Origin of the sequence: Pseudovibrio sp. M1P-2-3 (assembly GCF_031501865.1) — a bacterium.
Lineage (GTDB): Bacteria > Pseudomonadota > Alphaproteobacteria > Rhizobiales > Stappiaceae > Pseudovibrio > Pseudovibrio corallicola.
Genome location: NZ_JARRCW010000001.1, coordinates 4,392,132 through 4,410,000 on the forward strand (window position 1 = coordinate 4,392,132; position 17,869 = coordinate 4,410,000).

The window sequence follows — 17,869 nt, forward strand, 5'->3', positions numbered from 1 at the left end:
GTGAACGCGGGCTCCAGCTATGAGGTGGATATATGTCCGAGATCCAATTTGATGCCCTGTGTATCGGAAATGCTATTACAGATGTGTTCTCCCATATTCAGGATGACTTTCTGGTTACCCAGAACCTGCATAAGGGCTCAATGCGTTTGGTAGACACAAACGAAGCCTTGCGTCTTTACGATCTCATGGGACAAACCATCCGCATCTCAGGTGGTAGCGCAGGCAATACTGCAGCTGGCATCGCCTCACTGGGTGGCAAACCTGCCTACATCGGCAAGGTCTCAAATGACGAAGTGGGCAGCAACTATGCCCACGACATGAGCGGAACAGGCGTTTATTTCAACACGCCTCCTTTGGCTGAAGGGGAAATGGCCTCTGGCCGCTCCATGATCCTCATCACACCCGATGGTGAGCGTACCATGAACACCTACCTGGGAGCTGCCACAAAGCTATCACCGGCAGATATTGACCCTGAGATAGTGAAGGCTTCCGCAATAACTTACATGGAAGGTTATCTGTGGGACCCCGAAATGGCAAAGAAAGCATTTATTAAGGCCTCAGAGATTGCCCATTCCGAAGGGCGCTTGGTATCCTTGTCCCTCTCCGATAGCTTTTGCGTAGACCGCTTTCACGATGAGTTCAATGGCCTCATTAAAGAGGGAATCGTTGACCTGATCTTTGCAAATGAGCATGAATTGAAAGCGCTCTACCAAACCGCAGATTTGAAAACAGCCATTGCCGCAGCCAAACGTGATTGCCCGCTCACCGCTTTAACATTAGGCGCAGAAGGCGCCATGGCGATTTCCAAAGAAGAAATCGTCCATGTTCCAGCTTCAGAAGGTGTTAACGTGGTGGATCTGACAGGTGCTGGTGATCTTTTTGCCTCCGGCTTCATGCTGGGTCTTGCCCGTAAACTAAGCCTTGCAGAGTGTGCTGACCTTGGCTGCATCTGTGCTTCCGAGGTCATCACACATGTTGGAGCAAGACCAGAAAAACAGCTCAAAAACGTAGCGCTCCAATCAGGTTTTGAGCTGTAGGTATAAATGAGAAAAGCGTATACTAATTTTCGGATTAGTATACGCATTGACAGTAAGTAAGAAGAAGTTAGAGCGTTCGGAGCAGTCCAAACCACTGAAATAGTGCTATGCCGGAAAGTGCATGACTTGTGCACAGTTCCAAAAATGACCGGTGCCGCTCGAAGAATATCCCCCAGTACACTGCAGTTGCAAAGGCACCCGCCGCCAGAGAAAGCCCATAGGGCACGTGAAACGCCGCAAAACCGATGGCAACTGTTAAAATTGCCAATGCTTGTACTTTACGATCATTAGGCCCAAGTACCTCAGTAATCGTGGTCTGATAACAGCAACGGGTGATAAAAACCTGCAATGGGCTTAAGATCAGAAGATATAGACCGATATTGAGGACATCATCAACAAAGTTGAAGTTACCTTTACTAAGCAGATAAATTCCAAAAGGGTTCTCATTGGGGTACATAAACACCCTCAAAATTAACATGAGAACCAAAATCGGAATGGTAATAATTACCCCCCAAATCAGCTGACTCCCAATTTTACTCTTTTTAAATCCAAAGCGTTCCCAAGTTATCGGGAGTTTCGAAATGGAGTAATAGGTTGCACACGACAGGGACATTATGATGACGAAATTGAAAGTACTAACGAGCAGGCTTAAGTTTGGATTCACCTCCAACAGCCTCCATCTCACCTGATTCCAAATAATAAGGAGCGATAGAAAAATCACAACAGTAATCACAAGCTTTGCCATAGACTTAATTTCAGGCGCCATAAACGTTGGCTCTGAGTTCCATGAATAGACAGAGGCTTTTTTGACTTGGGTTATCGATTTAAGTGTTTCGCTCTTCATTTTTCTTTTTCTTTTAAGATACTAATCAGGTGGTCAAAGGCTGGCACTTCCATTCTCAATCTAATACTCGTATCAACTCCTTTCTTAATCCAGTAATACTATAATAATACAGTAATACTGGAAAATTTCCACTCAAGACGTCTATACAACAATCAAAATAGATAAAATTAAATTTACTTCATTAAAAACCATACATATACCAAAAAATATATATAAACATCAGTACATCTAATAAAATACTAAACAAATACCATTAATAAATACAAGAATATATCAACTTAACTATACGTAATTACTTGTTATTACAAACCATCAGATCACATTCATATATCCAGGCTAAATATTTATTCACAAAATCGTTATCAAAATAACCATAAGTCATGAAATAGAATCCTGAAGAGAGTTAACGAAGCAATTAGAGCGGGTTGCTATTAATTAAACACACGCAACACACTTATTTCTTATCATTTGACAGGATCAACTCAAACGCAGCTCACTCCAGATGAGACCAAGATCACTTGAGGTCACTGCTTGCAATCACATTTTTGTTTCCAGTGCATACTGCAGGGCTGCAGCACAATGTATCTGCGTTGTATCGAATACGGGGACAGAGACATTGGCCTCGCTTATTAGCATACCCACTTCTGTACAGCCCAGAATGAGACAGTCAGCCCCCCTGTTCACCAAACGCTCGGCTATCGCTATATATTCAGCCTCGCTATCCTTGGCAGTGATCCCCTTGCACAGTTCTTCATATATAATTCTGTGTGTATTCTGCCTGTCGGCTTCTTCTGGAATAATCGGTGTCAGCCCTGCCTCCACAAGCTTCCCCGTGTAGAAGTCTTGCTCCATCGTAAAAGCAGTTGCCATCAACCCCGGTGCCACCAAACCCGCTTCCGTAATGGAGTGCGCCGTTGCCTCTGCAATATGAATAAAGGGAATGGATAGGCCATTCATCATCTGACCGGACAGCTTGTGCATTGTATTGGTGGCCAAAATAATGAAATCTGCCCCGCCTCTTTCCAAGGCAAGAGCTTCCCTGTTCAGGATTTCTCCTGCCTCCCACCAGTGGTCAGCTGCTTGCAGCTTTTCAATTCTGTCAAAATCCAGCGAACGGATGAGAAGTTCTGGAGAATGAAGCCCACCCAGATGCTCCTGTGTCAATTGGCAAAGCAACCGATAATAGATCTGTGTTGATGCGGCAGACATACCGCCAAGGATACCAATTGTCTTCACGAGAAGTACTTTCCTCAGCTTGAGAGATTAGAGCACATCGCGTTCATTCGCATTCACGCTGTGTACTCTAACTTGTTTATATTGAGCGAATTCTTGTCGTTTGATTGAACTCAATCAAACGGAACGCGCTCCAAAGCCCAATTATTTGAGAAAGACACTATGCACGCACCAAAAAGAAAAGCGACCCTGAGGTCGCTTTTTTTTATTCCATTTATTCTGCTCTAGTCAGCAAGGTCTTTTACTGACAGAACTTTACCGTTTTCATCCAGACGGTAGATAACCGGCTTACCGGTTCCCAGTTCACGTTTCAGGATCTGTTCCGGAGTCAGCTCTTCCAACTCCATGATCAAGGAGCGCAGGGAGTTGCCATGAGCGGCAACAATAACGCGTTGGCCTTCAACAACCTTTGGCAGAATGTTTTCCTTGAAGTAAGGAATTGTGCGCTCGGCTGTCATTTTGAGGCTTTCACCACCGGGAGGAGGTACATCAAACGAACGACGCCAGATGTGAACCTGCTCTTCTCCAAACTCTTTGCGGGCTTCATCCTTGTTCATGCCGGTGATGTCACCGTAATCACGCTCGTTCAAGGCTTGATCGCGGGTTGTTGGCAAGTCTTCTGTACCAAGCTGCTCGAGGATCAGTTTCAAAGTGTGCTGGGCACGGGTAAGAACGGAAGTATAAGCAAGGTCAAACTCCAGTCCAAGCTCTTTCAGCTGTTTACCCGCTGCAATGGCTTCTGAAACTCCCTGTTCTGTCAAATCTGGATCTTTCCAGCCGGTGAACAGGTTTTTCAGGTTCCATTCACTTTGTCCGTGGCGGACCAGAACCAAAAGACGTTCCATTATTCTCTCCTTGGGAGGTTGGAGTTCTACTGTGAAAGACCGAGAACATCGGCCATGCTATAAAAGCCTGCGAGCTGCTTGCGGGCCCAAAGAGCCGCTTTCACCGCGCCGCGGGCGTAAATCTGTCTGTCATTAGAAATATGGGAAAGGTCGATACGCTCCCCTTCCCCTGCAAACATGACTGTGTGCTCGCCAATAACGGAGCCTCCACGCAATGTGGCAAAACCGATATCCCCTTTGGGGCGGGCTCCTGTTTGGCCATCTCGTGTACGAACCGAATGTTCTTCAAGGTTGATACCACGACCTTCAGCCGCCGCTTCCCCCAGCAGCAAAGCGGTACCGGACGGTGCATCCACCTTATGCTTGTGGTGCATCTCCAGAACTTCAATATCAAAATCATCATCAAGCGCAGCAGCGGCTTTGCGAACCAATGCAGCCAACAGGTTGACCCCAAGGCTCATATTGCCCGACTTTACAGTCTTTGTGCCCTTACTAACGGATTGAAGCTTCTCTTCCTCAGTACCACTCATACCGGTTGTTCCGATAATATGAACGAGACCACGCGCAGCCGCTTGTTTTGAAAAAGCCAAAGTAGCTTTTGGTGCCGTGAAATCCAGAATGCCGTCACTGTTTGCAAGTGCATCATCAAGGTCAGAAGAAATCGGTACGCCCAGATTACCACATCCGGAGAGTTCACCTGCATCCTGCCCGATATAGGGAGACTCCGGACGTTCAATCGCTGCAGACAGAACGGTACCCTCTGCCTCGGTAACCGCCTGAATGAGCGCGCGGCCCATTCTGCCACCTGCCCCAACCACAACAAGACGCATTTCACTCATTCTCGATCACCACACATTAAGAGACTGAAATTATTCGTTGTGCCACGGTATAACAGGACACAGACACAGGGGCAATTGGACAACTTTCTCTAACACCGGTTGATAGGCACCCTTAACGTCACAGCTGGCTTCCTCTGTTGAGGCATAGCCTTTCTAGATGAGCATATCCCATATAGATGGGCATTGGGCCTAAGCGACCTACTCACCTCTAGCCCATTGTTCATTTGTTTCACCTGCGATTATGCTGCTAGGCTATTCCAGTAATTTGGTTTTCTACTTCCTTTTGTTAGAAACAGGCCTCTCTGGCGCACCAAGATTTAGCCTCCGGCAAAACGATAGAGCCAGTTGCTCACCGCGTAGGTCTATAGCGTGATCAAGTCCCTTAAGAATATGACACTCAACATCAAAGTCTGCCTGTTCCAATAGGGTCGAGGTTGACTGACAGTAGTGAGAGGGTAAAACATCATCATCCTCTCCATGAACCAGCAAAACAGGGCATTTATTTATACCGGTTCCCTGCGGCGTTTCATACTTCGTCATCGCCCCAGCAAACGCCATAACTCCACGACATGGGCTAGGCCGACGTATGGCATTATGCAATGAAACAATTGCGCCCTGAGAGAAACCGGCGAGAACCAGATCATGATTTTCAAGACCGTACCTGCTCAGCTCTTCATCTATCATGCGGTCCACATAACCACGTGCAGCCTGAACATCTTTCCATATGGCTTCCTCGATGTACTCACAAACACGAAACCACTGCCGCCCTTCCGGGTTGTTTTCACTTACTTCCGGCGCATTGAGACAAACCACTGCAGTGTGTTCCAGATTATCAAATAAGAAGAGCGCCAAAGACGCAAAGTCTTCCGCTGTGGCTCCGTAGCCATGAAGTATAATTATCAAATGCTCCACAGCTTCATCTGTGGGAGTAAATCGAATTCCTTTGTCATCTACTGTCTTGGGCATCTTCGCCTCACACTGGCATGGTTTCACGCCCATCTTTTCGGGCCTTATAATAGGACCAGAGTAGTCTTGCAGCCACTCCTCTATGGGGTGACCATTTTTGTGCAATACCACCCAACTGTTTGGCCGAAGGGCGTTCATCAAGGCCAAACGCATCCTGTACAGCGTTTTGCAGCGCTACATCCCCGCTAGGGAAGATATCTGGGTGCCCCGCGCAAAAAAGTAGAAATATATCTGCAGTCCAAGGCCCAATTCCCTTTATTTCACAAAGGCGTTTGTGGGCTTCTTCCACGGACAGTTCCTTCAACGCCCCCAGATCCAAGCCATCCTGAAGTTCGCGGGCAAGTCCAGATAGAGTATTCAATTTGGCTCTGGACAGCCCTGCTCCCAAGAGCTCTTCATCTGATTTAGCTAGGAAAATGTCCGGTTCAAAAGGCACAACCACGTTTTGCAAACGCCGCCAAATGGAATTTGCAGCTGCCACAGACAATAGTTGCCCCACAATAATATGGCTCAAGCCTTCAAAGGTGGCCGGTTGAGATCTATCGGGCACATTTCCTGCCACTTCATAGACTGCCGCCAGACGCTCATCCAACTGGATCAGGCTTTGTAAATCCGAAAGGGTGCGCTCTAAGGCTTCAATCGTACTCAAAAAGTTCCACTCCTGCCAATTGCCTTTCTCTTTTATGTATCTTAGCAACGGTTCCGTCTATGGTTTTGCGGGAAGTATTTTGTTTCATGTCTTCAACTGTTTTTCGATTTGCTCCCTCTCCCAATGGCTATCTCCATTTGGGGCATGCCTATTCGGCTCTGCTCAATTTCAAGATGGCACAGGAAACCGGCGGAAAGTTCCTCCTGCGCATAGAAGACATCGATCAAGCCCGCTGCACACCCCAGCTACAACAGCACATGCTGGAGGATCTGGAATGGCTTGGTCTGGAGTGGGACCAGCCTCCCCGTAAACAGTCAGAGCACTTTGATGCTTACCATGATGCCATTGAACAGCTGGAGGGAATAGGGCTTGTTTACCGTGCCTATCTCACCAGAGCGCAGCTTAAAGCCTTCATATCCACCTTTGAACAAACTGGTCGCAGTTGGCCCCGCGATCCGGATGGCGCGCCCCTTTACCCGGAGGAATCTGTGGTGCTGGACGAAGCAGCACGGGCCAGATATCAACGCGAGGACGCACCCTGCACGCGGCGCTTACACATGGACACGGCTATTAGAATGCTTGGAGGCCCTCTACAGTGGAACGAACAAGGCAAAGGCCCGCAAGGTGAAACAGGCGCTCTGACCGCCCACCCAGAGTTTTGGGGGGATGTGGTGCTGGCTCGCAAGGACACCCCAACCAGCTACCACCTGTCAGTTGTCGTGGACGATGCCCTTCAAGGTGTAACCCATGTCGTTCGCGGCGCAGACCTTTTCCATGCCACGAGCGTTCACCGCATTCTTCAAAACCTCTTGGGCTTGCCCGATCCGGTCTATCACCACCATAAACTCATCAAAGACAGCGAGGGTTACAAACTCTCAAAATCACAACGTTCCCTATCTCTCAGAGAACTACGTGCACAAGGCGTCACTCCCACGCAAATCCGCGAACAGTTAGGGCTCTGTTAAAATCGGGCAACCTTCAAAAAGCTTAGCCAAAGCAAGATAGAAAGTCCCAGAATAGAGGCTGGACCTAATACTAATCGGTATGTTTGAATCCCAGCTCATTGGCAGAATAACGGCGGAATCTGTGGCAAGGTCTGGTAAACTCCTTGAGTCATGCCAGACAAGTGAAGCGCCGATCCGGTACCCAGACCACAAACTATCGATTGTACCTTATGACTGCTGAACTAAACACCTTGCTCTAAAGCTGGGAGTTCCGACCAAACATCAATACAGGAGATAAAATACCGTCTCCTCTCCATTTTTAGTGTTATTTTAGTCCGCAGTCTTGTCGCAGGTTTGTATTCGTTCACTATATTAAAGATCGGCCTAATTTATTTTTTCAAAAATTTCAGGGTTAAGGTTATGTCAAAAAGTACAGAGCGAGTTAAACATGCTGCTCAGGAACTGGGCTTAAATATCAATGTTCAGCTTATGCCCACCACAACCCGCACTGCGGAAGATGCAGCCAACGCATGCAAGTGCGAGGTTGGCCAAATTGTTAAATCCCTAATATTCGAAGGAATTGAAACGGAGGAGTTAAAGCTGCTTCTGGTGAGCGGTGCTCATACTGTGAACCTCACCGAAGTTCAAAGTATATTTGGGGAAAGTCTGATCCGCGCCAATCCGAAAAAGGTTCGTGAGCAAACCGGCTTTTCAATTGGCGGCGTTGCACCGATCGGCCACCTGAAGCAACCTGTGATCTGGATGGACCGCCACCTCATGCAATACGAAAGTGTTTGGGCAGCAGCGGGTGCTCCAAATGCTGTATTCAACATTTCACCCACACTATTACAAAAGGCAACCCAAGCTCAAATGTTCCAAGCCGCTTGAACTGCAGAGTATTTCATAGATACGGGGAAACTTTAAAGCCATTCAGTGCGCCATTTCATCCCATGGCGCTCTGTACCCGCTAGCGCAAATCTTCGCACCTACCCGCCAACAATCGAACGGCTGGCAGTTGCCACCAAAACACCCAGATAGTTTCCAAAAGCATAACCCAGCACCGCAATGGCAATTCCCGGGATGAGAAGTTCCCGGTTCTTTAAAGCTCCTGCGATTAACGGAATAAACGGCACTGACATAATGGATGCTCCCGAGGCAATCAGGTAGGTATCCCGGTCCACCTTAAACAGCCAGCACAGGAAAGCCTGAAGGAACATGGATCCAATCAGAATGAGCGCAAAATATCCTCCCAGCGACCAGTTTATATTGGTGAAAACAGACCAGTCCAGCATAGTAGCCGTGGTGAGGCAGAAGACCAGAATTAAGTACATACCCAGATGAAAACTTGTCTTGATCTTATGCAGCTGCGGAACCATGGAACCTGCAATGCCGAGCGTGGAAATAGCAAGAATGGTGACTATTGAAGACAGGCTTTCTGGAAACATTTTTGAAATTGCCACTGAAGCTGCCACTACAAGCGCGGTGCATGCAAGGGAGAGAAACGTTTCGGGTAACATCGCAAGCTTAAGCAACAGCTTGTATCCATGGGCAGTCTCATCTGCCATATGCTCCATACCGGAAAGTCCTTCCTCGCCATGGGATCCTTTGGGCTCATAGGGCTTTAAAATCAACCCTGCTATCCGCTGGCCAAAAAAGAGGATAACGAGCATATAAATCGCCGAAAAAATGAAATCATAGGTCACCATCGTCAGGAAGACTTCTTCATTTCCATTTATCGCAGTCTTGATGGCCCCCATATTCACACCGCTGCCGGTATAAGCACCAACAGCCATGCCCGAGACCTGCCAGATCTGGTCGATTTGACCCGAGAAAAAAAGAACGCCGACAAAGCTGACCAAAGCCACAGAGAGAGCTGCTGTCGCCATTGCAAGAAGAGCGCCGCCAGCTTCGCTGAATGCTCTACGCAAATTGGAGGCAAATAAGATCAAAGGCAAGGCAAGAGCGACACTTACTTCGGCAAGGCTTGTACGCATATTCATCAGGCTTTGCTCATCGCCCAATGAGCTTGGTTCAACCAGCGCAGCAATTACAAAACCCAGTGCAAATGTGAGTGGAACCACCCCGATACGGTCTAAAATAGGAACCTTTTGTGCCAGTATAATAATCAGGGCGGGAAGTATAAGCAGCAATAAAATAAACAGCATGATAACGCCTCTCGTACTAATGATTTTGCCGAAGCACTGGCCAGTACTCCGTTATTTCACTGCCATCGAACACGGCGATGTCACCAAATTGCAAAAATACAGCTTCACTTTGGGCTGGGCGGAAAAACAGAAAATCATTCACCTTCACTCCGCTGTTTGCAGGCAGGTCATACATTTCCTGATTACTGGAATGCCCGAAGGCTTTTGAACGGCTGATACCCTTTGGGAAACAGGGGGTTGCCAACCAGTTCCCCCCATAAATAAAACAGGACTTTTGCGGTAAGCGACCAACAATACGCATGAGCGCCGAGAGTTTGGGCACCATGGGGAGTTTGGGCTTGTTCATCACCTTCAAAATGGGCGCAGCAATAAAAGCCGCTGGTTTATGGTGAGCAAGAGTATTGCGGTCAAAATCTTCTGGCTGCACAAAAGCCGAGGCCAGCGATATCTCATTGGCGGGCACGGCATCTTCATAAAGAGAGTAGGTGTTGCTGCCACCTGTGTTGAAGGTCATCTGAGCCACTTCATCCGGCGCATACATTTCCTCCACATGAGAGCGAAATACCTGATACTTCGCTCTCGCCGCTGCAAAAGCCGCTTCCTTAGTACAGATTATGGATGGCAGATGGACAATGAACACTTCATAGCCCATGAGGCCTGAGAGCCGAAGATGCGGCGAGGACTTGATAAAGCTTAGGGCTTTGTGGAACTCCTCAAAGCGGGAAGTACAAAACCCGCCACGTTCCAAGCCCACGTTAATCTCGAGATTAACCTGCATGGTAACACCGAGCGCCTCTGCCAGCGCCTCATATTCTTCAAGGCGCTCAAAGCTATCGATGAGCCACTGGAGGTTCGTTTCCGGAGAAAAGCCGCTCCCATGTTTTTTAAGCTGCCCATAAAACCAGTTCACTGCTTCCACTGGCATAGGCTTGCCCAACAAAATACTACTGAAAGGAAAAAGTCTGGCCACCTCCAAAACAAACGGTATGTGAAAACACATCAACCGCTCTGTTCCTGTCTTTTCCATCAAGTAAGACAGGAGAGGCGAGGACGGTAAAGACTTTACGACGATACGCAGGTTTAAACCACGACTGAGCACTGCCTTGACCGCCTCAATATTATGATCAAGGCGCTTTCTGTCGATTATCAAGGTGGGCTGACAAACCTGCGCCGCCTTCAACGACGCACTGACCTGCCGGAAATAGTCATCATCAGACTTTTCCATTCCCTTGAAACCTGAAACTAGGCGTTCTTCAGGTCTCAACAAGGCCATTTTCGTCCGCTCCAAAGATTCTGGCTACCCGTTTGTTCAAAAATTTTCCCGTAGGGTCAAACTCTCGTCTAAGCTCTTGGAACTGCGAAAACTTCGGATAGAGTTCGCTCAGTTCGTTCACTCCTAACGAATGCAGTTTGCCCCAGTGTGGGCGACCATCATACTTGCGAACAATTGGCTCAACCACATCATAAAGGGGAGCGTAGCTCTCACTATGGAGCGTGTGAACAGCAATGGAACATCTGACGCTATCATTAAACGGGCTGAGCCAGGCATCATCACGGCCAGTGAACCGGACTTCAATCGGGTAGAAGTTCTCGCGGCTGCTATCCATGGCAGCAACAACATCACGAACTGCCTTCTGCGCGTTTGCAGCAGGCACATGGTATTCCATCTCGTTCATTTTCGTAACGCGCGCAGTAGAAAGCAGTTTCCAATACTCGTCGGTCGCCACTTCTGCAAGACCGCTTTCCGGTACAAGAGAGTCCACATAAGCTTTAAATGCCGTCTTCCTTAACCACGGCCACCACCCCAGAATATCCCGTAGTTGCTTGAGCGTGAGAACAAAATCCTCATCCTGACTTGGTGGGCGGCCCAGAAGTTCCCCCTCATGAAGATCATGGGTAATCAAGGCAGAATAGCCGGAATTGGGAATAGCATAGAACTCAAAATTCCGGTGACTGTACGAAAGATCATAGATCCGCTCAATAACTTCCGGAGTTGGCAGGAAGTATATTTTACGTGTTAAAGCGTAGTTATCTACCAGCTGCAATGTGTAGTGCGTGATGACACCTAGAGATCCAAGAGAGACTTTTCCCCCTTCAAAAAGCTCCGGGTTCTTGTCTTTGGAGGCATCCAGAATTTCACCACTTGGCGTAATAATCCTGAAGCTCTTCACGGTATCATGAAGGGCCGCCAGGTCCCGCCCTGTCCCGTGAGTTGCAGTACTGAACGAGCCCGCCAAAGTTTGCACATCAACATCGGGAAGGTTGGGAAAGCCCAGACCATGCTCGGCCGCCAGCATCGCTGCCTGCCGCAAGCGTGTGCCCGCCCCAAAGGTTATCCTCTTGTTTTCCTTGTCAACACTGCGAAGTCCTGACAACCGCCCAACATCAATCATCATATCCTGAGTGGGCACCAAGTCGATAAACGAGTGCCCGCTTCCCATTGGACGAATCCGGCCATTCCAACTGGCAATTTTCTCAGCCAGCTGCTCCTCTGAAGGAGCTGAATAGATTTCCTTCGGGGTTGCCGAAAACCGCCCCGACCAGTTCTGCCAGACCCTGCGCCCCTCAGGAGCCTCAGGCCTTGAGGAGGAGTAATCTTCTCGGGTAAAGTCCTTGCTGCTCCAGTGCGCCTGCATTCCAACTGGAACAGACAACAGCGCACCGGCCCCCACACCCATTTTCAAAAGAGTTCTGCGTGAAACTGTCATTTGTGGTCCCCCCGGCCAGCCATAAACTCAATCAAAGCAACATACTGATCATCTGTACAATCCGTGCACAGGCCCATTGCAGGCATATTTCCAAACCCGTCTCTAGCAGATTGTAAAAGCCCCTCTTCACCCCTTTCAGAAAATCGTGAAACCCACCCAGCTTCATGACCTGTCAAAGGAGCTTGACTATCAACCTGCGCGTGACAAAGCATGCACGAACGCCCGTAAATCTGGGACAGTGCGGCATCTGCCGGCCTGAGTATCTGGGCTCTGGAAATATCAAGGGGAGTTGGCATAGCATTCACTTGGCGAACTGCGCCTCCACCTGTTCCCCAATACGCAGCACCCCCAACACCGGCACCAATGAGAAGCAGTATTGTCACTACAGCCGACACTCTCCCTAACATTTTTCCCTCCCCCAAACTCCATGAACTCTTCAACTAGGGTTTCAAATAATGCCCCAGATATTGCTCAATTGCCCTATTTAACTCGTTGAAATAAATAGCTTCCTTACCAGAATCTGTCTGGCGGGCGACCAAATCCTCCAAGGTCAAAGCCATTTGCACGCAAATGCGGGCCACCACTTCTGGATCCCCCCCAGAGAAACCGTCCAGCCCATTTTCCCAACGATCGGTAAGAAACTGAATAAATGCAACATGCCTCTCTTCGTGCACCGTTTGAGGTCCCCGCTGAGCCATAATCAAAAGATGCAAAGCACGATAAAACGGCCTCGAATTGAGGAACTCGCGAATAATATCCAGAGTGCGAAGCAAATTGTCCTTCCAACTCGCCTCCGAGTTCCAGCCGGACATTGAATCCATAAGCCGTGCATGGAGCTGCTCTGTAGACTGCTCGTACAGCTCGTCCAGTAACTCCTCAAGTGTCGGAAAATACCTGTATATGGAACTGACGGGAATCTTTGCATGCTCTGCAATCAGCGACGTGGAAAGATCAGCAGGTGCATGCTGCTCCAAAACTTGCGCTGTAGACACCAGAATTCCTTGTAGGCGAGCCAAAGCTCGCGCCTGCTTAGGCGTCGATCTGGTTTTCAACTTATTCCCTGCAAGTGCCTGCAGGTGCTCAATAGGTGTATGCTTCATACCACCTCGTTCCACCCACCACATACAAAAACTGATGCAGCGACATCCCGATTCTAACTAGTAATACGTAGATCCTACTGCACGGCATAACCTTTGCCAATTTAAAAGAATATTATTCTGAATTTATTTCTGTTTATATAACCCTAGATAATTTGAATTTCGCTCCTACAATCGCCGTATTAAGGACAGATGCCAGCAGGCTCATACTGGAGTCACCTTGCTTCACTTAAAGTCATAGGATTCCCTTTATGGTTGTTTTCTGACTCAATCCGCCTGCCGTTTAGGGAGGTCGGTATAAATGGAGAAATCATATTCACGAGGCTTACGGAAACGACTTGTAACTCTTCTGGACACAGGAATGTCAGCAAGTGCAGCGGGACGCAGGCTTATGGTTGCTCGTTCTACAACTACACATTGGACCTGGATCTGGCGCCAAAAGCAACGCTGTAAAGCCCAGTCAAGGGAGGGAAACACCGCTCCGCCTCACTTGAAAGGTACGCAAAAAAAGGAGCGAGACCACGGGATCCCAGCGATGGACGCTATCAATCAACCTATGTGTTCGGGGCCATCTGGCCCGTCTCGGCAAAGGGGCAGACCTTGTTTTGCCCAAAGTAAATACAAATGCCATGCAGTTACATCTGGAAGAGATCAACCTAAACATCGCCAAAAGGGCACACGCGGTGGTCCAGATGGATCCGGCGAGTTGGCATACCACAGCGAAACTGGCTTTCTAATCGAACCTTTGAAAACTATCAGGAAATCGTCGACGCTGCCTGTAACGCTTGGGACAAGCTTGTTCAATAACCCCACACCATCACATCAATCGGCTGCAGAAACTGGGCTAAAGCAATGAGGCGCAACGCTGAATCGATTGGGGATTCCCAATCAGGTTGATTTGTGATTCACTCCTTTTAGGGAGGAGATCACATGGGCCGGCCACTTTCACTTGATTTACGCCTTCGCTTTAAAAGGCTCATTTTATCCGGGATGAGCGGGCGTGAAGCAGCACGCCGCCTGCTGATCTCTCCAGCATCAGGATCTCGCTTGGCCCGTAAAGTTCGGGAGGGGCAGAGTTTAATCCCGGTCAGGACAGGGCGCCCAAAGGGAGGCGGAAAATTGGAGCCCTACCTCTCCTTCTTGCGCGAGCTGGTCAATCAAGACGGAGATATCACGTTGATGGAGTTATGTGATGCACTTTTCATGGCTGAGGGAGTGAGGGTTCACCATACTTCCGTCTCCAAGGCTTTGCGCCGTCTTGGCTACACCTATAAAAAAAATCGTTGGTGGCAACCGAGCGTGGCAAACTCCATGTACAAAATGCCAGAGATGAATGGCGCCACACCCGTCAGCCTATAATGCGTGATCTGCCTGAGAGACTGGTGTTTCTCGATGAAACCAGTGTTAAAACGAATTTAACCCGGCTGCGAGGCCGAGCCTTTAAAGGGGAACGAGCCCTTGACACAGCGCCGTTTGGACGCTGGCAGAACCAGACCTTTATCGCCGGTTTGACCCACGAGGGACTCATTGCGCCCTGGGTTCTGGACGGGGCCATGAATGGCAAGGCATTCACCACTTATATCACGACACAACTGGCTCCATGCTTGCACCCTAAAACGGTGGTCATTCTGGATAACCTGTCCACACACAAAGTTCCAGAAGCCGCAAGGGCCCTCAGACAAAGCGGGTGTTGGTTCCTTTTTCTGCCGCCCTATTCTCCTGATCTCAATCCTATCGAAATGGCGTTTTCCAAGCTCAAAGCACACCTACGCAGAATGAAAGCCAGAACCTTTGAGACCTTGATAAAGGCTCTGGGTGACATATGCGATCTGTTCACACCCCAAGAGTGTTGGAATTACTTCAAGGCAGCTGGATATGTTTCAGTATAAAGGCTCAAGACTATAGAGTAGGTCAATCATAAATGCCGTTGGTGGTGTTGACGCACAAAAAAGGCCCTGAGCGTTCTGCTCAGGGCCTTTTTGAATAATTTTGGTTGCGGGGGTAGGATTTGAACCTACGACCTTCAGGTTATGAGCCTGACGAGCTACCGGGCTGCTCCACCCCGCGTCAATTCTGGATTAGTTGTTCTGTTTCATTTTGAGAGATTGTTTGCTTTTATCATGCCCGGCGGCGCCCTACTCTCCCGTGTCTTAAGACAAAGTACCATTGGCGCAGGGGCGTTTCACGGCCGAGTTCGGGATGGGATCGGGTGGGGGCGCCCCGCCATAGCCACCGGGCAGGATAAAAGCAACTGGAATTGGTCGTTTTTTGTCGATCAGCTTGTCTGACATGCGCTTTGCTTGTCAGGCGGATCTTTGTTTTAAGTCTTTATGTTTGGGTATAGCTTAATGGGAGTGATCAAGTCGATCGAGCTATTAGTAAGGCTCAGCTTCGAGCATTGCTGCTCTTCCACATGCCTCCTATCAACGTGGTGGTCTTCCACGGCTCTCAAGGGAGATCTAGTTTTGAGGTTGGTTTCCCGCTTAGATGCCTTCAGCGGTTATCCATTCCGAACATAGCTACCCAGCAATGCGGCTGGCGCCACAACTGGTCCACCAGAGGTTCGTCCATCCCGGTCCTCTCGTACTAGGGACAGATCCTCTCAAATTTCCTACACCCACGGCAGATAGGGACCGAACTGTCTCGCGACGTTCTGAACCCAGCTCACGTACCGCTTTAATTGGCGAACAGCCAAACCCTTGGGACCTGCTCCAGCCCCAGGATGCGATGAGCCGACATCGAGGTGCCAAACAATGCCGTCGATATGGACTCTTGGGCATCATCAGCCTGTTATCCCCGGCGTACCTTTTATCCGTTGAGCGATGGCCCTTCCACGAGGGACCACCGGATCACTATGACCGACTTTCGTCTCTGCTCGAGTTGTCACTCTCGCAGTCAGGCAGGCTTATGCCATTGCACTCGACGACCGATTTCCGACCGGTCTGAGCCTACCTTCGCGCGCCTCCGTTACCATTTGGGAGGCGACCGCCCCAGTCAAACTACCCGCCACACACGGTCCCGGATATTGTAGTACCGCGGTTAGATATCCATGAGGACAAGGGTGGTATTTCAAGGATGACTCCACCCAAGCTGGCGCCTGGGTTTCAACGTCTACCACCTATCCTACACATGTCATCACGAATACCAGTGTGAAGCTGTAGTAAAGGTGCACGGGGTCTTTCCGTCTGACCGCAGGAACCCCGCATCTTCACGGGGAATTCAATTTCACTGAGTCTGTGCTGGAGACAGCGGGGAAGTCGTTACGCCATTCGTGCAGGTCGGAACTTACCCGACAAGGAATTTCGCTACCTTAGGACCGTTATAGTTACGGCCGCCGTTTACTGGGGCTTCAATTCGCTGCTTGCACAGCTCCTCTTAACCTTCCAGCACCGGGCAGGCGTCAGACCCTATACGTCGCCTTGCGGCTTCGCAGAGCCCTGTGTTTTTGATAAACAGTCGCAACCCCCAATTCTGTGCCCCCCATACAAAGTTGCCTTCGTATAGGGCTCCCTTCTCGCGAACTTACGGGAGCAATTTGCCGAGTTCCTTCAGCACAGTTCTCTCAAGCGCCTTGGTATACTCTACCTGTCCACCTGTGTCGGTTTCGGGTACGGTCTTAGCGTGGGAGCTATTTCCTGGAACGCCTTCGCTGCACCTCCAATCCAATAAGGAGATACAACACACGGCATCCGTCACTACCCACTGGCTGCAGAATATTAACTGCATTCCCATCGACTACGCCTTTCGGCCTCGCCTTAGGGGCCGGCTAACCCTGCGCCGATTAGCGTTGCGCAGGAACCCTTGGACTTTCGGCGAGAGGGTCTCTCACCCTCTTTATCGTTACTCATGTCAGCATTCGCACTTCTGATACTTCCAGGATCTCTCGCGAGTATCCCTTCATCAGCTTACAGAACGCTCCGCTACCGCTTGTCAAAGACAAGCCCGCAGTTTCGGTGTATGGCTTGAGCCCCGGTACATTTTCGGCGCAAAGACCCTTATTTAGACCAGTGAGCTGTTACGCTTTCTTTAAATGATGGCTGCTTCTAAGCCAACATCCTGGTTGTTTTGGGATCTTCACATCCTTTCCCACTTAGCCATAACTTAGGGACCTTAACTGGCGGTCAGGGTTGTTTCCCTCTCCACAATGGACGTTAGCACCCACTGTGTGTCTGCCCTGCAGTACTTCCTGGTATTCGGAGTTTGGTTAGGATCAGTAAGGCGGTGAGCCCCCATAGCCCATCCAGTGCTCTACCCCCAGGAGTATTCACAGGACGCTCTACCTAAATAGATTTCGCGGAGAACCAGCTATTTCCGAGTTTGATTGGCCTTTCACCCCTAGCCACAAGTCATCCCCGAATTTTTCAACATTCGTGGGTTCGGTCCTCCAGTGCGTGTTACCGCACCTTCAACCTGCTCATGGCTAGATCACTCGGTTTCGGGTCTAATCCAACGAACTAAGACGCCCTATTAAGACTCGCTTTCGCTACGCATACACCTATCGGCTTAAGCTTGCTCGTTAAATTAAGTCGCTGACCCATTATA

Annotated in this window: 16 protein-coding genes, 1 tRNA gene and 2 rRNA genes (1 of these 19 running past the window's edge); 5 read left to right on the forward strand and 14 right to left on the reverse strand. The window is 49.3% G+C overall.

Annotated elements, in window-relative coordinates; all coding sequences use genetic code 11:
* Positions 1-32 precede the first annotated feature (32 nt).
* Positions 33-1,037: an adenosine kinase gene (locus P6574_RS19335; protein ID WP_310621851.1), complete on the forward strand. Its 1,005-nt coding sequence runs from the start codon at positions 33-35 to the stop codon at positions 1,035-1,037.
* 67 nt (positions 1,038-1,104) lie between these two features.
* Here P6574_RS19335 and P6574_RS19340 read toward each other — a convergent pair whose 3' ends face one another.
* From P6574_RS19340 to P6574_RS19365, 6 genes are all read right to left on the reverse strand, one after another.
* Complete coding sequence (locus tag P6574_RS19340) at positions 1,105-1,782, reverse strand: CPBP family glutamic-type intramembrane protease (protein WP_310621852.1); 678 nt, start codon at positions 1,780-1,782, stop codon at positions 1,105-1,107.
* Positions 1,783-2,418: 636 nt separating this feature from the next.
* On the reverse strand, positions 2,419-3,117 hold the full coding sequence (locus P6574_RS19345) for an aspartate/glutamate racemase family protein (protein ID WP_310621853.1): 699 nt from the start codon (positions 3,115-3,117) through the stop codon (positions 2,419-2,421).
* 221 nt (positions 3,118-3,338) lie between these two features.
* Positions 3,339-3,962, reverse strand: a complete 624-nt coding sequence (locus tag P6574_RS19350; protein WP_310622201.1) for a 2,3-bisphosphoglycerate-dependent phosphoglycerate mutase — start codon at positions 3,960-3,962, stop codon at positions 3,339-3,341.
* 23 nt (positions 3,963-3,985) lie between these two features.
* Positions 3,986-4,798: a 4-hydroxy-tetrahydrodipicolinate reductase gene (gene dapB / locus P6574_RS19355; RefSeq protein ID WP_310621854.1), complete on the reverse strand. Its 813-nt coding sequence runs from the start codon at positions 4,796-4,798 to the stop codon at positions 3,986-3,988.
* Positions 4,799-5,071: 273 nt separating this feature from the next.
* Entirely contained in the window at positions 5,072-5,764 is a 693-nt protein-coding gene (locus tag P6574_RS19360) for an alpha/beta hydrolase (protein ID WP_310621855.1), read from the reverse strand.
* Between the two features lie 7 nt (positions 5,765-5,771).
* Positions 5,772-6,413 (reverse strand): DNA-3-methyladenine glycosylase family protein, encoded by a 642-nt coding sequence (locus tag P6574_RS19365; RefSeq protein WP_310621856.1) that lies wholly within the window; start codon positions 6,411-6,413, stop codon positions 5,772-5,774.
* An 86-nt stretch (positions 6,414-6,499) separates the two neighbouring features.
* On the opposite strand from P6574_RS19365, the gene gluQRS reads away from it, so the two are divergent.
* On the forward strand, positions 6,500-7,378 hold the full coding sequence (gluQRS, locus tag P6574_RS19370) for a tRNA glutamyl-Q(34) synthetase GluQRS (protein WP_310621857.1): 879 nt from the start codon (positions 6,500-6,502) through the stop codon (positions 7,376-7,378).
* A 399-nt stretch (positions 7,379-7,777) separates the two neighbouring features.
* On the forward strand, positions 7,778-8,245 hold the full coding sequence (locus P6574_RS19375; protein WP_310621858.1) for a YbaK/EbsC family protein: 468 nt from the start codon (positions 7,778-7,780) through the stop codon (positions 8,243-8,245).
* 98 nt (positions 8,246-8,343) lie between these two features.
* Here the strand turns inward: P6574_RS19375 and P6574_RS19380 are convergent, their stop codons facing one another.
* Genes P6574_RS19380 through P6574_RS19400 form a run of 5 tightly spaced genes read right to left on the reverse strand, consistent with a single transcriptional unit; the run spans position 8,344 to position 13,330 of the window.
* The gene (locus tag P6574_RS19380) at positions 8,344-9,522 is read right to left on the reverse strand and encodes a DUF819 family protein (protein WP_310621859.1); all 1,179 of its coding nucleotides are present in this window, start codon (positions 9,520-9,522) and stop codon (positions 8,344-8,346) included.
* Between the two features lie 16 nt (positions 9,523-9,538).
* The gene (locus P6574_RS19385) at positions 9,539-10,795 is read right to left on the reverse strand and encodes an alanine racemase (protein ID WP_310621860.1); all 1,257 of its coding nucleotides are present in this window, start codon (positions 10,793-10,795) and stop codon (positions 9,539-9,541) included.
* Positions 10,776-12,230 (reverse strand): D-arabinono-1,4-lactone oxidase, encoded by a 1,455-nt coding sequence (locus P6574_RS19390; RefSeq protein ID WP_310621861.1) that lies wholly within the window; start codon positions 12,228-12,230, stop codon positions 10,776-10,778. Before P6574_RS19390 ends, P6574_RS19385 begins: the two co-directional genes overlap by 20 nt.
* A complete protein-coding gene (locus tag P6574_RS19395) occupies positions 12,227-12,637 on the reverse strand; it encodes a c-type cytochrome (protein ID WP_310621862.1) in 411 nt (136 codons plus the stop codon). The genes P6574_RS19390 and P6574_RS19395 overlap by 4 nt, the downstream gene beginning before the upstream one ends.
* A gap of 33 nt (positions 12,638-12,670) precedes the next feature.
* On the reverse strand, positions 12,671-13,330 hold the full coding sequence (locus P6574_RS19400; RefSeq protein WP_310621863.1) for a TetR/AcrR family transcriptional regulator: 660 nt from the start codon (positions 13,328-13,330) through the stop codon (positions 12,671-12,673).
* A 602-nt stretch (positions 13,331-13,932) separates the two neighbouring features.
* On the opposite strand from P6574_RS19400, the gene P6574_RS19405 reads away from it, so the two are divergent.
* Both P6574_RS19405 and P6574_RS19410 read left to right on the forward strand, forming a co-directional pair.
* A complete protein-coding gene (locus P6574_RS19405) occupies positions 13,933-14,064 on the forward strand; it encodes a hypothetical protein (RefSeq protein WP_310621864.1) in 132 nt (43 codons plus the stop codon).
* 193 nt (positions 14,065-14,257) lie between these two features.
* Positions 14,258-15,216 (forward strand): IS630 family transposase gene (locus tag P6574_RS19410; RefSeq protein ID WP_310619020.1). Its coding sequence is split into 2 segments (ribosomal slippage): positions 14,258-14,599 and positions 14,602-15,216, totalling 957 coding nucleotides; the frame shifts between segments, so codons are not numbered across the junction.
* A 101-nt stretch (positions 15,217-15,317) separates the two neighbouring features.
* Here the strand turns inward: P6574_RS19410 and P6574_RS19415 are convergent.
* The 3 genes from P6574_RS19415 to P6574_RS19425 all read right to left on the reverse strand — a co-directional run.
* Positions 15,318-15,394, reverse strand: a tRNA-Met gene (locus P6574_RS19415).
* Between the two features lie 55 nt (positions 15,395-15,449).
* Positions 15,450-15,564, reverse strand: a 5S ribosomal RNA gene (gene rrf / locus P6574_RS19420).
* 117 nt (positions 15,565-15,681) lie between these two features.
* Positions 15,682-17,869, reverse strand: a 23S ribosomal RNA gene (locus P6574_RS19425); it runs 543 nt beyond the window's last position.

What these genes read in the sequence shown, in the direction of transcription:
- P6574_RS19335 (WP_310621851.1), top strand. Translation starts at nt 33, where the DNA reads ATGTCCGAGATCCAATTTGATGCCCTGTGTATCGGAAATGCTATTACA.
- P6574_RS19340 (WP_310621852.1), bottom strand. Translation starts at nt 1,782, where the DNA reads ATGGCAAAGCTTGTGATTACTGTTGTGATTTTTCTATCGCTCCTTATT.
- dapB (WP_310621854.1), bottom strand. Translation starts at nt 4,798, where the DNA reads ATGAGTGAAATGCGTCTTGTTGTGGTTGGGGCAGGTGGCAGAATGGGC.
- P6574_RS19360 (WP_310621855.1), bottom strand. Translation starts at nt 5,764, where the DNA reads ATGCCCAAGACAGTAGATGACAAAGGAATTCGATTTACTCCCACAGAT.
- gluQRS (WP_310621857.1), top strand. Translation starts at nt 6,500, where the DNA reads ATGTCTTCAACTGTTTTTCGATTTGCTCCCTCTCCCAATGGCTATCTC.
- P6574_RS19375 (WP_310621858.1), top strand. Translation starts at nt 7,778, where the DNA reads ATGTCAAAAAGTACAGAGCGAGTTAAACATGCTGCTCAGGAACTGGGC.
- P6574_RS19380 (WP_310621859.1), bottom strand. Translation starts at nt 9,522, where the DNA reads ATGCTGTTTATTTTATTGCTGCTTATACTTCCCGCCCTGATTATTATA.
- P6574_RS19385 (WP_310621860.1), bottom strand. Translation starts at nt 10,795, where the DNA reads ATGGCCTTGTTGAGACCTGAAGAACGCCTAGTTTCAGGTTTCAAGGGA.
- P6574_RS19390 (WP_310621861.1), bottom strand. Translation starts at nt 12,230, where the DNA reads ATGACAGTTTCACGCAGAACTCTTTTGAAAATGGGTGTGGGGGCCGGT.
- P6574_RS19395 (WP_310621862.1), bottom strand. Translation starts at nt 12,637, where the DNA reads ATGTTAGGGAGAGTGTCGGCTGTAGTGACAATACTGCTTCTCATTGGT.
- P6574_RS19400 (WP_310621863.1), bottom strand. Translation starts at nt 13,330, where the DNA reads ATGAAGCATACACCTATTGAGCACCTGCAGGCACTTGCAGGGAATAAG.